Source organism: Mesorhizobium sp. f-mel (assembly GCF_053850215.1).
Window position 1 is genome coordinate 626,369 of the sequence record NZ_JBSPTO010000001.1, and the last position, 13,731, is coordinate 640,099.

Genomic DNA, 13,731 nt, shown 5'->3' on the forward strand with positions numbered 1-13,731 from the left:
TGCCTCTCGCTTCGGTGAGAGAACGGTAACAACTTACAAGGCGACGCACCTGCCAAGCTGAGTGCGGTCGCCCAAGCAAGATGACTGCTACCTGAGACATTGCTGCCCTTGCAAAGCCGGCTGCTGCCATCCCCGACGGACTCTGAGCAGACGGTCGCTACCTTGGCGAGCTCAAAACCCGATGCTGGTAAAGCATTAATTGAGATTCTGCATAGCTCTTTAAGTATATTCTCGCCCTGCTTCGCGACGCGGCCGCCATCGAGCAAATAGGCTACGACGGTGCCGCGACGATCGATGGCAAATTGATCCAAGCTTACGACCGAGCTGAGCTGCGTGTCAGACACACGGCTCCTTATTACTTGTCGCGCTGACGGGTTCCCTATCAACAACATGCGCTTTTGACGAAGCGTTCGTAGCGCATCTGAATGTGGCGTTGGTCGGGGATGCAGAAGGTGCGGTCGAGCGGATCCACGCGCTTATCCAGAAGCTTCGTTGAGAGATGTTCCTATCGCCGAAGCTTGCAGCGCTTACATCGCCCGATCTGTCCATGGGGAATGAACGTCCGCTTCTTCCCAGGTTTTGCCGAAACCAGACGATCCGCAAGCGGCCCTGATGCAGACATTTTTGCGATCAGCTTGGCAACGACAGCTTCTGTGCAAGCTGCCGTTTCGCGGGGCGCGCGACCCTCTATTTTCCGGCTATCCCAGCCTTGCCCGTGCCTTCGCCGTCCAGGCGTTGAACAGCCGGTCGGCGATGATGCCGATGAAGGCGATGGCCAGGCCGGCGACGATGCCGCGGCCGGAATCGGCCTTGGACAGCGCAATGAACACTTCCTGGCCGAGATCGCGCGTGCCAACCATGGCGCAGATGATGATCATCGCCAGCGCCATCAGGATCGTCTGGTTGACGCCAAGCATGATCTCGGGCAACGCCAGCGGCAGCTGCACGCGCAGGAACGTCTGGCGCTTGGTGCAGCCCGACACCTTTGCCGCCTCGATCAGTGCCGGCGGCACCTGCCGGAGGCCGTAATTGGTGTAGCGAATGGCAGGCACCACGGCGAAGGCGACCGTGGCGATCATCGCCGTCACGTCGCCGACGCGAAACAGCATCACCACTGGAATGATGAAGCAGAACGACGGCAGCACCTGCAGCGTGTCGATGACCGGCGTGACGACCTTCTCGACGCGGTCGCTGCGCGAAGCCATCAGCCCGATCGGGATGCCGATCAGGCAAGCGATGAAGGCCGAGATGCCGCACAGATAGACCGTCGCCATGGTCTTTTCCCACAGGCCGGTCACCGCGCAGAAGATGGTCAGCGCGGCGACCAGGACGGCGAGGCGCAGGCCGCCGAGTTGGTAACCGGCAAGGCCAAGCAGGAACACCGCGCCTAGCCACGGGAAGCCCTCGCAGAAGGCGCGCACCGGGTTCAGCACATTGAGGATCAGCGCCACGCGAAACGCTTCGATCGTGTCGAAGAAGTTGATCGTGATCCAGCTCACCGCTGTCTTCCACATCGGGGCGGTGGTGAAAGTGATCGCTTTCGGCACCGCCGCGAAGGCCGGCACAGACAGGCCAAGCAGCGTCGTGACGGCAAGGACGGCGATGGCCAGCGTCAGATTGGGGCAGCGGCGCCAGAAGCTCGGGCTCACCTCCTGATAAACATGGCCTTGCGCGTGATTGCGCGCGATCGCCTGGCTCAGCCGGTCGAGCGCGATTGCCAGCGCGACGATGGCAAGGCCGGCTTCCATTGCCTCGCCGACCTTCAGCGCGCGCAGCGCCAAAAGCACGTCGTAGCCGAGGCCGCCGGCGCCGATCATCGAAGCGATAATCACCATATTGAGCGCCAGCATGATGACCTGGTTGACGCCGACCATCAGCGCTGGACGCGCCGACGGCAAAAGCACGCGCCACAGTTTCTGGCGCGCCGTGCAGCCGGCCATCTCGCTGAAATCGTCGATCTCGGACGGCACCCGCGACAGTCCCAGCATCGTCGCGCGCACCATTGGCGGCGTCGCGAAAATGGCCGTCGCGATCATCGCCGAAACCGGACTGTTGCCGAACAAAAGAAGCATCGGGATCAGATAGGCGAAGGTTGGGATGGTCTGCATCAGATCGAGGGCAGGAGAGATCAACAGCCTCTCAGCCCATGGCTTGCGCCACGCCCAGATGCCGACGAACAATCCGGTGACGATGCAGAACGGCACGGCGATGGAGATCAGCCCGAGCGTAAGCATTGCGCTGGTCCATTGGCCGAACAGCGCGATGTAGAGGAAACAGCCGCCGACCAGCGCGCCGAGCTTCCAGCCGCCGGCGGCGCGGCCGGCCAGGAATGCAGCAATGCAGACGCCGACCCATGACAGGCGCGGCAGGACGACCATATCCGCGCCACGGCCGATCTTGAAATTCTTGGCAAGCAGATTGAGCGCGAAATCGAGCGGCACGCCGAGCGCCGCGGTGATCGACCGCGTCAGCCAGGAGAAGTTCGACTTTATCAGGTTCATCAGCGCGCTGACCCAGTCGGCGACGGGAACGATAGCGCCGGTCGGATAGTTGACTGCCCAGGGCAGCCTATATTGTAGCAGGAACACGGCAAGCACGGCGGCAAAGGCGCAGGCCCAGACCACCAGCCAGATCTGAATCGGCCGCGATCTCGCCTCGCTGGTGCTTGCCGTCACCGTCATGCGCTAGCCCCGCGACGCTCGATCCCGGCCAGAAGATCGATCACGGCTTGCGGCGTGACCTCGCCAATCGGCTTGCCGGTGCCGTTGACCACCGCGAACGGCTTGCCGGCCGAGACTATGCTTGCCGAAAAACTTGATATCTTGGCATCCGGCGCGACCACGCCGCCATGCTCGGTGCCGTCGCAGGCGCGCATCAGGCGTCGCGCCGAGATCACCTTGGCGCGGTCGACGTCGCGGGTGAATTCGGCGACATAGTCGGTCGCCGGATTGACCACCAGCTCTTCCGGCGTGCCGATCTGGATGACCTCGCCGTCCTTCATGATGGCGATGCGGTCGGCCAGCCGGATGGCCTCGTCGAAATCATGGGTGATGAAGACGATGGTCTTGTGCAGCATGGTCTGCAGCCGCATCAGCTCGTCCTGCATCTCACGGCGGATCAGCGGATCGAGTGCTGAGAACGGCTCGTCGAGAAACCAGATTTCCGGCTTGGTGGCGAGGCTGCGGGCGATGCCGACACGCTGCTGCTGGCCGCCGGAAAGCTCGCGCGGATAGAAATGCTCGCGACCGCGCAAGCCGACAAGCTCGATGACCTCGCGTGCACGTGCTTCGCGCGTCGGCCGGTCCTGTCCTTGGATGCCCAGGGGAAAGGCGATGTTCTCCAGCACGTTCAGATGCGGCAGCAGGGCAAAATTCTGAAACACCATCCCCATGCGGTGACGCCGCAGCTCGATCAGCGCGGCATCGGAAATCTTGAGAAGGTTCTTGCCCTCGAATTCGACCTTGCCATGCGTCGGCTCGACCAGCCGCGACATGCAGCGCACCAGCGTCGATTTGCCGGAGCCGGACAGGCCCATGATGATGAAGATCTCGCCCTGGCGGATCTCGAGGTCGACGGCGCGCACCGCGCCGACCAGCCCGGCCGCGGCGACTTCCGCCATGCTGGCCTTGCCGTCACGCTGGCGGATAAAATTGGCCGCGTTCGCCCCGAACAGCTTCCAGACATTGTAGCAGGCAAGTTTTATCGGGCGGGCATCCTTTGGCGTGCCTGCTGCTTGTAGCAACTGTTCAGTCCTATCGGCCATGCAGTCGTCCTTCTGGAATATGGAATAGAGACCCGGCCATGAATGATCGGGTCTCGCGGTTTCCAGTTGGAACGATCACTCGGCCCAGGCCTTCCAGTCGGCTTCGTGGGCGGCGATCCAGGCAGCGGCGACTTCTTCTGGCGTCTTGCCTTCGAGATCGATCTCGCCGCTCATCTTGTTGAGCTCGTCCGTGTCGACCGTGTAGTTTTTCGCGACCTTGTAGGCGACCGGCCATTTGTCCTTCATGCCGGCCCAGGAATATTTCCAGATCTCGCCATGCGGCTTGCCGCAGTCATATTTCGCTTCAGGGTTTACGCCCCACTTCGGGTCGTTGTAGCACTCCGGCGTATAGTCGGGGAATTCGACCCATTCGCCCTTGTATTTGGCCGGCGCCCAATGTGGCGAATAGACCCACAGCATGATCGGCGCCTTGCGCTGGTAGGCCGAATCCAGCTCGGCGAACATCGCGGCGTCGGTGCCGGCATGGATGACGGTGAAGGGCAGCTTCAGCGCCGCGGCACGCTCGTCGTCAAAACCCTCCCATGTCACCGGGCCACCGAGGTAGCGGCCGTTCGGCGCCGTTTCCGCCGTCGAGAAGGCTTCGGCGCATTTCGGGTCCTTCAGCGCCTCCCAGTTCGGCAGGCCCGGGCATTTCTCCTTCATGTATTCGGGATACCACCATTCTTCCTTGGCCTTGGGCCCGAGCTTACCGAGCCGTTCGGTCTGCCCGGTCGCATCCGAGGCCTTCATGGCTTCGCCGGCAGTCGTGTCCCAGAATTCCAGAGCGACAGCGAGATCGCCATTGGTGAGGCCGGTGGTCAGGCTGGAGAGATAGTCGGCGGTCGGGTACTCGACCGTGTATCCGAGCTTTTCAAGAATGCCGCCGAGGATCTTGGCGTTCAGATTGACGCTGGTCCAGTCGAACAGCGCGATCTTGATCGGATCATTGGATTCTGGCGCCGCAGCCTGGGCCGAAGGCGCGAGTGCACTTGCCGCGGCAAGTGTTAAGGCTCCCATTGATAGTCTCGAAATCATACTCCGCAGTGACATGCCTGTTCTCCTGTCAAGCTCTGGTGGAAGTTATCGTTCGTTCCCTTCTTGCGTCTTTTTTGATTGTGTTGGAAAAGCCGGTCATTGCGCAAGTCCATTGGCACCAAATTGCTGTCGGCGCTAAGTAGGCGCAGACGAATGATGCCCAATTCGATGAAGATGTCGTGCGGGACGGGACCGCGTCATGGCTGCCGTGCTGCCGAAGCAGTGATCCGCGGATCGATCGCCGGTTGTGCGGCGCCCTCAAGCTTGCGAGCCATCAAGGTCCCAGGATGTCGACTGTCGGCAGTAACCGAAGCCATTTTCATGGGATGAAATTATATATACCAACGTTCATGTCGCGCAACGACTAATGCGGCCAGAGCATCGGGCCGAAAAGTGTGAAGCGGTTTTCGGATAATCCGATGCTCAAGCAATTGTGAAATTCGAACGGGCGCACTGTCGTCCGAGTATCCTCACGACATGATCAGGCCGCCATCGACATTGATGGTCTGGCCGGTGATGTAGGCGGCGTCGTTGCTGGCCAGAAAGCTGACCAGCCCGGAAACATCCTCGCCGCTGCCGGCGCGGCCCATCGGGATATTCCTGACCCATTCGGCCATCAGTTCGCCCGGCTTGTAGTCGCCCATCAGTCTGCCCCATGCCGCATCGTTGTAGGCCCACATGTCGGTGTCGATGATGCCGGGGCAGATCGCGTTGACGGTGATCTTCTCCTTCGCCACTTCCTTGGCGAGGCTCTGGGTGATGCCGACGACGCCGAATTTCGAGGCGGCGTAGTGCGGCGTGTAGATGAAGCCCTGGCGAGCCTGGCCGGATGCGGTGTTGATCAGCCTGCCACCGTCGCCATGCTTGCGGATGCGCGCGATCGCCTCCTGGCAGCACAGGAACACGCCCTTGGTGTTGACCGCCATCACCCTGTCCCATTCGTCCTCGGTCATCGCCTCGATCCTGGCGATGGTGATGACGCCGGCATTCTGCACGGAGATGTCGACACGGCCGAACTGCTGCTCGGCCAGATCGTAGAGGGCGGCGACCTCGTCCTTCTTCGTCACGTCCATGCGCAGCGATGCGACCCTGGCGCCTTCCGCCTTCATTCCGGCGGCGACTTCGTCGACGCGCGGGTCGATGGCGCTGACGACGACCGCAGCACCTTCCGCCGCAAAGCGCCTGGCCATCGCCGCACCGATGCCGCCGCTGGCGCCCGTGATGACCGCCGTCTTACCCTGGAATCGCCTCTGCATTTTTTCTCCTACCAGCAGACGAAGCCGCCATCGACGATCAGATCGATGCCGGTGACGAAACTCGAAGCCCGGCTGGCCAGGAACACGGTCGGGCCGACCATCTCCTCCGGCGCCGCCATGCGCCCCATCGGCGTGTCGCGCTCGAAGATCCTGACCTGGTCGGCGACCTCCGGCCGCTTGTTCATCGGCGTCAGCGTGTAGCCGGGGCTGACGACGTTAACGCGCAGGCCGCGATCGGCCCATTCCATGGCGAGGCTCTTAGACATATGGATGACGGCGGCCTTCGACGAATTGTAATGCGCCTGGGTCAGGCCGCGATTGACGATCGAGCCCGACATCGACGCGATGTTGACGATCGAGCCCTTGCGCCGCGTCAGCATTGCCCGCGCTTCGGCCTGGCACGACAAGAACACGCCGCTGACATTGACGTCATAGAGCTTCTGCCATTTCTCCAGCGAAAGCGTCTCGGCCGGCTCGGCCGCGGCGACGCCGGCATTGTTGACGGCGATGGTCAGCGCGCCCAGTTCCGTTTCAGTGCGTTCGATCGCCGTCGCGAGATCTGCCTCTGAAGTCACCGTGCCGGTCAGCACCAGTGCCTTGCGGCCAAGCTCCGAGATCCTGTGCGCCGTCTCGTCCAGCCCGCCTTTCGAGGCATGGCCGAAACAGGCGATATTGGCGCCGGCCTCGGCCAGGCCGATGGCGATTGCTTGCCCGATGCCGCTGCCAGCGCCGGTGACGATGGCAACGTCCCCATGAAGATCGAATAGTTTCATCGAAATGTTTCCTGTTGAGCCGCCGGTGCTGCCTAGGAATGAAGGGGCGCCAGCCTCGGCTGGCGCCCCGCGCGGTCCGGTGCTTGGGAGAATACCACCTGCTGCGCTTTGTTCCGATTCCCCGATCGCCGGTTACGTCCTAGCTTGTGGCGAGCTCCATGACGGCGACGTTGCTTGCTTCGCTGCGATCGAGAATGCCGCGCTGGCGGCCACGGCTCAGCACCAGCACGCGATGCGACAGGCCGAGCACTTCCTCGAGGTCGGAGCTCACCACCACCACCGCCATTCCGGAGCGGGCGAGGTCGGCGATGACATCGTAGATCGCGGCGCGGGCGCCGACATCGATGCCGCGTGTCGGCTCGTCCAGGATGAACACCTTGGGCGGCCGAGAAATCCATTTGGCGATAATTACCTTCTGCTGGTTGCCGCCGGAGAGCTTGCTGATCGCCTGGTTAGGCCGGCCCTTGACGCCGAGCCGGCTTATGCCGGCCTCGGCGAATTTCTGCACCGCCTTCGGAAACACCCAGCCATTCGGCGCGACATGGTCGAAATTGCCGATTGCCAGATTCTCGCCGATGGTCTGGTCGAGCACCACGCCTTGCGCCTTGCGGTCTTCCGGCACCAGCACGACGCCGGCCTTGATCGCCGCCGCCGGGCCATTGAGGTGCACCGGTTTGCCGGCGACGCGCACCGACCCCGACGAAATCGGATCGGCGCCGGCGATCGCCCGCACCAGTTCCGTGCGGCCGGCGCCGATCAGCCCGGCGATGCCAAGGATTTCGCCGGTCCGCACCGAGAAGCTGACATTCTGAAAACTGCGTTCCGGCGAGGACAGGTTCTCGACTTCGAGCAACGTCTCGCTGCCCGGTTCCGAGAGCGGCGGGAACATCCGCTCGACGCTGCGGCCGACCATCTGCTCGACCACGGTGCGCACCGGAATGTCGGCGCGCTCGTGCCGGGCGACGATGCGCCCGTCGCGCATCACCACCACGCGGTCGGCAATCTCAGCGATCTCGTCCAGCCGGTGGCTGATATAGATGAAGGACATGCCTTCCGCCTTGAGCTTGCGGATCTGCTGGAACAACAGTTCCGTTTCTTCGCTGCCAAGCGCTGCTGTCGGTTCGTCGAAGATCAGAAGCTCGGCATTGAGCGTCAGTGCCTTGGCGATCTCGACCTGTTGCTGGGCGGCGATGCGCAGCGTGCGCACCTTGCGATCCGGCGAAACATCGAGGCCGAGGCGCTTCAGTTGGGCCGATGCCCGCGCATTCATAGCCGCGCGGTCGATGCGGCCGCCGCGCATCGGCAGGCGTCCGACATAGACGTTCTCGGCGACCGAAAGATCCGGCAGCAGCTTCAGTTCCTGGTGGATCATGCCGACACCGGCGTCGATGGCCGCGGCGGGAGAGGCGGGGGAATAGGGTTTCCCCCGCCATGTGATGCTGCCGGCATCGGGTTTGGTCGACCCGGCGATGATGTTCGAAACGGTGGACTTGCCCGCGCCATTTTCTCCAAGCAGCGCCACGACTTCTCCCGGCCGCACTTCGAAGCTCGCATCGGCCAGGACCTGGACCGGTCCATAGCTCTTGCAGAGGCCGCTGACGAAGAGCCCCAGATGCGGGGTCTGCGTATGGCTGAGATCCAAGGCCATCGTTCCGTTACCGATTGTCAGGGATGCTTGGCGATGAACTGGTCGACATTGTCCTTGGTGGTCAGCGTCGCGTCCTGCAGCTGTTCTGCGGGAACGGTTTCGCCGGCCACCAGTTTGATCGCCGCGTCGACGGCAAGCCGGCCCATGCCTTGTGTCTGCTGCGTCGCGGTTACGTCGAAGACGCCGCCCTTCAGTGCCTTGAGCGCCGCCACGTCGCCGTCGAAGCCGGCAACCCAGACCTTGTGGCCGGGATTGGCGACCTTGACCGCCTGCGCGGCACCGAGCGCCAGCGCATCGGCCTGGCCGATGACGATCGACACGTCGGGATGCGACTGCAGCAGGTCCTGCGTCAGCTTGAAGCCTTCGTCCTGATGCCAGCCTTCGCTCCACAGCTCGCCGACCACCTTGATGTCGGGATAGCCGCTCAGCGCTTCGCCGCAGCCCTTCGACCGGTCGACCTCGGGCGTCGTGCCTTTCTGGCCATGGATGATGATCAGCTCGCCTTTGCCGCCGGCCTGCTTGGCGATGTAGTCGCAGACCGCCTTGGCCGATGCCACGCTGTTGGTGGCGATGAAGGTGTCGCCGGGTGCGCCCTCGGCATTGCGGTCGACATTGATGACCGGGATACCGGCAGCCTTGGCCGTCTTGGTCGGCACGGTGGCGGCGGTGGCGCCGGCCGGGATGTAGATCAGCGCATCGATGTTCTGCGTGATCAGGTCCTGCACCTGGCTGACCTGGGTCGCCGAATCGCCCTTGGCGTCGACGGTGATGATTTCGATGCCCTTTTCCTTGCCGTAGGCTTCGACGGACTGCTTGATCTGGTTGAAGAAATCGGCCTGCAGATTGGCGACGGCAAGGCCAAGCTTCTTGGCCTCCTTGGCCGACGCCATCTCGGACAGTCCGAGCAGCGGAATGACGGCCGCGGCAGCAAGCAGCAATGAACGTTTGGTCAGCATGTGTTTCCTCCGTTGATGTTCAATCTGTTCTGCCGGCGCATCACGGCGCCCTTGGCCGAACAACTCCCAGTTCGGATCACCGATCCGTTTTCGCCCGGACACCCTGGCGAATTCTTCATTGCGTTCTGCGCCGCCACGTATCCGTGGCCACCGCCAGCGCGATCACCACGCCGATCACCACCTGCTGGATGAAGGGCGACACGCCGAGCAGGTTCAGACCGTTGCGCAGCACGCCGATGATGAGCACGCCGATGGCGGTGCCGCCGATCGAGCCGACGCCGCCCGACAGGCTGGCGCCGCCGATCACCACCGCCGCGATCGTGTCCAGTTCGTAGCCGAAGCCGGAGCTCGGCTGGACGGAATCGAGCCGTGCCGCAAGCACGATGCCGGCAAGCCCGGCCAGCACGCCGCAGATCGCATAGACCCAGTTGGTCAGCGATTTGACCGGTATGCCGGACAGCCTGGCGACTTCGGCGCTGCCGCCGATCGCGTAGAGGCTGCGACCGGTCGCGCGATAGTTGAGGAAGATTGCGAAGATGATCGCCAGAACGATCATCAAGCCGACGGTGACCGACAGGAAGCCAAAATGGCGGATGATCGACAGGCTAGTGAACCAGTCGGGGAAGCCGATGATCTGCGAGCCGTCGGTGATCATGTTGGCGAGACCGCGGGCCACCGACATCATGGCCAGCGTGGCGATGAAGGGCGGCAGCTTGGTGACGGTCACGAGCAGGCCTGAAACCAGCCCGCAAAGTCCAGCAACGACAAGCGCTGTGACGATGCCGGCGGGCATGCCGAGATTGAGATGGTCGGGATGGGCGACGAACCCCATCACCATGGCGGCGAGCGCCAGCACGGAGCCGACGGACAGGTCGATGCCGCCGATCAGGATGACCAGCGTCATGCCGATCGCCATGATGCCGAGCACGGTGACCTGGTCGAGCACGTTGAGGATGTTGCGGACGGTCAGGAACGTGTCGGTGGTCAGCGACAGCGCAAGGCACAGCAGCACCAGCCCGATCAGCGGTCCCATGGTCCCGGCGAACAGCGCCGAAAGCTTCGCGCCCGCCGCGGCCTGCGCACCTGGGCCGGCCTTTAACTCGCTTGCACCGTTGCTCAGAGCCATTTTGTCTCCTCCATCAGCGATCCGGCGATGCGTCGTCGGCTCACTCTTGCTCACCAGGCACCTCCCTGTGAACAATTTATCTTTGATATACAATTTTGTTCAGCTAAACTGTTCGTCGGAAAATTGTCAAGGCCCGCCGCATCATTCCGCGCCGGTTTGCGCCGCCAGCCGGTTTGCCTTACGAAAGGGCATGAAATGCCGCGTTTCAGGTCCGCTCTCATCCTGCGACTTCGTTTCGGCTGCTTGAGCAGGCCGCGACGGCCAAGACAAAGTAAATGTTCACCATTTTGGCTTTCATCTCGCGTTGTAGACGACATCCTGTCGATGTCATAAATCTTGAATCCTGGGCACGAGAACGATTTCGTGGCGCTTGGTGGGATACGCCACTTGAATGGCATTTAAGGATTCGGACGACCGCGGGAGGGCAAAAAGATGGCGATGACGGAGAATGACAAGGCCTCGCGCTTCCCGGATGCCGAGCTTAAGGCACGTGCCGCTTGGCACTATTATGTCGAGGGGCTGACGCAAGAGAGGATTTCGGAGATCCTCGGGATCGGTCGCATCAAGGTGCATCGCATCCTGTCCGCCGCGCGTGAGGAGGGCGTCGTCCAGTTCCGAATCCGCGACAGCGTGGTCGAATGCTTGGTGCTGGAAGAGGCTCTGAAGCAGCGTTTCGGACTGAGCCAGGCGGTTGTGGTGCCGTCGGCCGCCGACCGAACCAACACGCCGCTGATGATCGGCCACGCCGCGGGCGCCTATCTGGCCGACAATGTGAATGCCGGCGATGTCATCGCACTTGGCTGGGGGAGGACGCTGAAATTCGCCATCAACGAATTGCCGCGGCGGCCGATCGCCAGGACGACGGTGGTTTCCATGCTGGGCGGCCTCACCCATGCCCAGCCGCTCAACCCGACCGAGAGCGCCTGGGAATTCGCCGAAAAGATCGGTGCGGAGTGCTTTCTGCTGCCGGTACCGGTCTATGCCGACAGGCCGGAGCAGCGCGAAGCCTTCATGAGCCAGCGCAGCGTTCAGGACGTTGTCTTCCGCGCGCGCCGGGCAAACATCGCCGTGCTCAGCGTCGGATCATTTTCCAACGACAGCCCGATCGCCAATTACGGCTTCATCAAGCCCAGCGAACTCGAGGAATTGCAGGAGGCCGGCGCAGTTGGTGATATTTTATGCCATTTCATCGACGCCGAGGGCCGGCTCGTCGACCATGAGGTCAACCGCCGGGTCTGCGCCTATCCGCTGCAGGACCTGTCGGACATCCCGGCCATCATCCTGGTCTCGGGAGGGCAGGAAAAAATTGCCATCATGCGGGCGGCGCTCGCCAACACCAAAATATCGGTTTTGATCACCGACGAGGATGCGGCCAAGGGCCTGCTCAACCGATAACCCGCAATTCTCACACTCGATGTGGCCTGCGCCGGTTGAAGAAGCCGGCAGGGTAGGAGCCGCGCGCAGAGCGATGCGGTCCCATCGGGCAAGCGCGGCGACACAGCCTGCCGGCTTCTTCAACCGGCCCTTCGGGTTGCCTTTCGGCGGGCACCTACGGTGTCGGGCGGCTCAACCGTATGTCTCTATACGCTTTCCGCCGCCCGACACCGTATCTGCCGCGCCGAAAGAGCAACGCAGGCTACATGGAGTGTGAGAATTGCGGGTTAACCTCGCTTAGCGCGTCGAGGCGGGCATGGATGTCGCGCGTCGCCCGATAAAGGTCGCGGTAGATCGCCTTGCGCGCGCGATAACCGGAGATCAGCCCGTCGACCGGCTCGACATGCCTGGTTGGCGGCGCGGCCATCGCCTCAGCCGCGGTCTCCGGCGAGGGAAACCATCCGATGGCGGAGGCCGCCAGCATGGCGGCGCCGAGCGCTGCGGCTTCGTTGACCGGCGAGACGGAGAGCGGCCGCTCGAGCACGCTTGCCATGATCCGCATCAGCAGGGCGCAGTTGGTGCCGCCGCCGGCAGCTATCACAGCCGCCGGTTTGCCGCCGGCTTGAGTTTCCATTGCTTCGCTGGCGATGGCCTGCTCGAAGGCGATGCCTTCCAGAACCGCTCGAAAAAGGTGCTTCGGCTCATGGTCCAGCGACAGACCGACAATGGCGCCTCTCGCCGCGCCGTCCCAGTAGGGGCTCATGACACCGGCCCAATAGGGCATGACAAGCAGGCCCTCGCTGCCGGCGGAAACGTCGACCGCCGCCTTCTCCAGCGCTGCGGCCGACGGCGAGCCGGTCGTGCGAACGATCCAGTCGACCAGTTGCATGCCCGAGCGCAGCACGGTCTCCAACATGAAGCCCGAACCGGTCGGCGAGACCAGCGTTCGAAACGCGTTCGACGTCGTGATCTTACCGGAATAACAGCCGCTGACGATGCCCGAGCCAAGCGAGAGATAGCTTTTGCCTTCGGCGTGAACGCCCATGCCGAGGCCCATCGCCTGGCCGTCGCCGGCGCCGGCGACAACAGGCGTGCCGGCCTTCAGGCCGGTCAGCCGTGCCGCACTTTCGACAAGTCCGCCGCAGATTGCGCCCGGCGCGACCAGTTCCGGCAACTGGTCCGGCCGGAGTCCTGCGGCGGTAACGAGCTCAGGGTGCCAAGTGCCATTCCTGACGTCGAGCAGCCCGAGCGGATCCGCACTTGCCGTGCTGGTGACCAGATGTGCGGTCAGCCGGTGGACGAAGAAGCCATGCACGTCGACGAGTGCGGCTGCGTCGTCGAGCGTTTGCGGCTGGTGTTCGGCCAGCCAGGCGATCGCATAGAGCGCGGGCGTCGGGTCTGGCGGCTTGCCGCTCCAGTCGCGGATCGTCTCGCGGCCGAGCTCAGCCGAAAGCCTGATAACTTGCGGGCGCGCGCGCTCGTCCAGCCACAGGATCGCCGGAATAAGCGGCTTGCCGGCGTGATCGATCAGGGTGAAGGTCTCGCGCTGGTGGGCGATGGAGATCGCCGCCACTCGCGAAGCGCCCACCGCCTCAGTGACCTGCTTCAATGCACCGAGCAGCGCGGTCCACCAATGTTCGGCATCCTGCTCGAAATGGCCGGGCTTGGGATTTGAAAGCGGATAGGCTTCGCGCGCCTGGAACAGTTCCTCGCCATCGCGCGTGAAAGCGATCGCCTTCACGGCCGTCGTCGAGGCGTCGATCCCGATTACGACATCGTCCATCAGGTGGAAATCCAGCG

10 protein-coding genes are annotated in these 13,731 nt (G+C 63.1%); 1 reads left to right on the forward strand and 9 read right to left on the reverse strand.

Annotated features, from left to right (window positions below; genetic code table 11):
• Window positions 1-698: 698 nt before the first annotated feature.
• The 8 genes from ACWUKX_RS02870 to ACWUKX_RS02905 form a co-directional block, all read right to left on the reverse strand.
• Entirely contained in the window at window positions 699-2,681 is a 1,983-nt protein-coding gene (locus ACWUKX_RS02870) for an ABC transporter permease (RefSeq protein WP_456003652.1), read from the reverse strand.
• The gene (locus ACWUKX_RS02875; RefSeq protein WP_456003654.1) at window positions 2,678-3,763 is read right to left on the reverse strand and encodes a quaternary amine ABC transporter ATP-binding protein; all 1,086 of its coding nucleotides are present in this window, start codon (window positions 3,761-3,763) and stop codon (window positions 2,678-2,680) included. Before ACWUKX_RS02875 ends, ACWUKX_RS02870 begins: the two co-directional genes overlap by 4 nt.
• A 75-nt stretch (window positions 3,764-3,838) precedes the next feature.
• Entirely contained in the window at window positions 3,839-4,813 is a 975-nt protein-coding gene (locus ACWUKX_RS02880) for an ABC transporter substrate-binding protein (RefSeq protein WP_456003656.1), read from the reverse strand.
• A gap of 455 nt (window positions 4,814-5,268) precedes the next feature.
• A complete protein-coding gene (locus tag ACWUKX_RS02885) occupies window positions 5,269-6,054 on the reverse strand; it encodes an SDR family oxidoreductase (protein ID WP_456003659.1) in 786 nt (261 codons plus the stop codon).
• A gap of 8 nt (window positions 6,055-6,062) precedes the next feature.
• Window positions 6,063-6,827: an SDR family oxidoreductase gene (locus ACWUKX_RS02890; RefSeq protein WP_455849517.1), complete on the reverse strand. Its 765-nt coding sequence runs from the start codon at window positions 6,825-6,827 to the stop codon at window positions 6,063-6,065.
• A 139-nt stretch (window positions 6,828-6,966) separates the two neighbouring features.
• Window positions 6,967-8,469, reverse strand: coding sequence for a sugar ABC transporter ATP-binding protein (locus ACWUKX_RS02895; RefSeq protein WP_456003661.1), 1,503 nt, complete (start codon window positions 8,467-8,469; stop codon window positions 6,967-6,969).
• Between the two features lie 23 nt (window positions 8,470-8,492).
• On the reverse strand, window positions 8,493-9,431 hold the full coding sequence (locus tag ACWUKX_RS02900) for a sugar ABC transporter substrate-binding protein (protein ID WP_029355391.1): 939 nt from the start codon (window positions 9,429-9,431) through the stop codon (window positions 8,493-8,495).
• 115 nt (window positions 9,432-9,546) lie between these two features.
• A complete protein-coding gene (locus ACWUKX_RS02905) occupies window positions 9,547-10,557 on the reverse strand; it encodes an ABC transporter permease (protein WP_095518214.1) in 1,011 nt (336 codons plus the stop codon).
• Between the two features lie 432 nt (window positions 10,558-10,989).
• Here ACWUKX_RS02905 and ACWUKX_RS02910 point away from each other — a divergent pair, with 432 nt between their 5' ends.
• Window positions 10,990-11,952, forward strand: a complete 963-nt coding sequence (locus ACWUKX_RS02910) for a sugar-binding transcriptional regulator (protein WP_456003664.1) — start codon at window positions 10,990-10,992, stop codon at window positions 11,950-11,952.
• 241 nt (window positions 11,953-12,193) lie between these two features.
• Here ACWUKX_RS02910 and ACWUKX_RS02915 read toward each other — a convergent pair whose 3' ends face one another.
• The gene (locus ACWUKX_RS02915) at window positions 12,194-13,714 is read right to left on the reverse strand and encodes a xylulokinase (RefSeq protein ID WP_456003666.1); all 1,521 of its coding nucleotides are present in this window, start codon (window positions 13,712-13,714) and stop codon (window positions 12,194-12,196) included.
• Window positions 13,715-13,731 lie beyond the last annotated feature (17 nt).

Bases quoted from the DNA above. Each gene is read 5' to 3' on its own strand.
- ACWUKX_RS02900 (WP_029355391.1), bottom strand. From the start codon at position 9,431: ATGCTGACCAAACGTTCATTGCTGCTTGCTGCCGCGGCCGTCATTCCG.
- ACWUKX_RS02885 (WP_456003659.1), bottom strand. From the start codon at position 6,054: ATGCAGAGGCGATTCCAGGGTAAGACGGCGGTCATCACGGGCGCCAGC.
- ACWUKX_RS02875 (WP_456003654.1), bottom strand. From the start codon at position 3,763: ATGGCCGATAGGACTGAACAGTTGCTACAAGCAGCAGGCACGCCAAAG.
- ACWUKX_RS02915 (WP_456003666.1), bottom strand. From the start codon at position 13,714: ATGGACGATGTCGTAATCGGGATCGACGCCTCGACGACGGCCGTGAAG.
- ACWUKX_RS02910 (WP_456003664.1), top strand. From the start codon at position 10,990: ATGGCGATGACGGAGAATGACAAGGCCTCGCGCTTCCCGGATGCCGAG.
- ACWUKX_RS02890 (WP_455849517.1), bottom strand. From the start codon at position 6,827: ATGAAACTATTCGATCTTCATGGGGACGTTGCCATCGTCACCGGCGCT.
- ACWUKX_RS02870 (WP_456003652.1), bottom strand. From the start codon at position 2,681: ATGACGGTGACGGCAAGCACCAGCGAGGCGAGATCGCGGCCGATTCAG.
- ACWUKX_RS02880 (WP_456003656.1), bottom strand. From the start codon at position 4,813: ATGTCACTGCGGAGTATGATTTCGAGACTATCAATGGGAGCCTTAACA.
- ACWUKX_RS02905 (WP_095518214.1), bottom strand. From the start codon at position 10,557: ATGGCTCTGAGCAACGGTGCAAGCGAGTTAAAGGCCGGCCCAGGTGCG.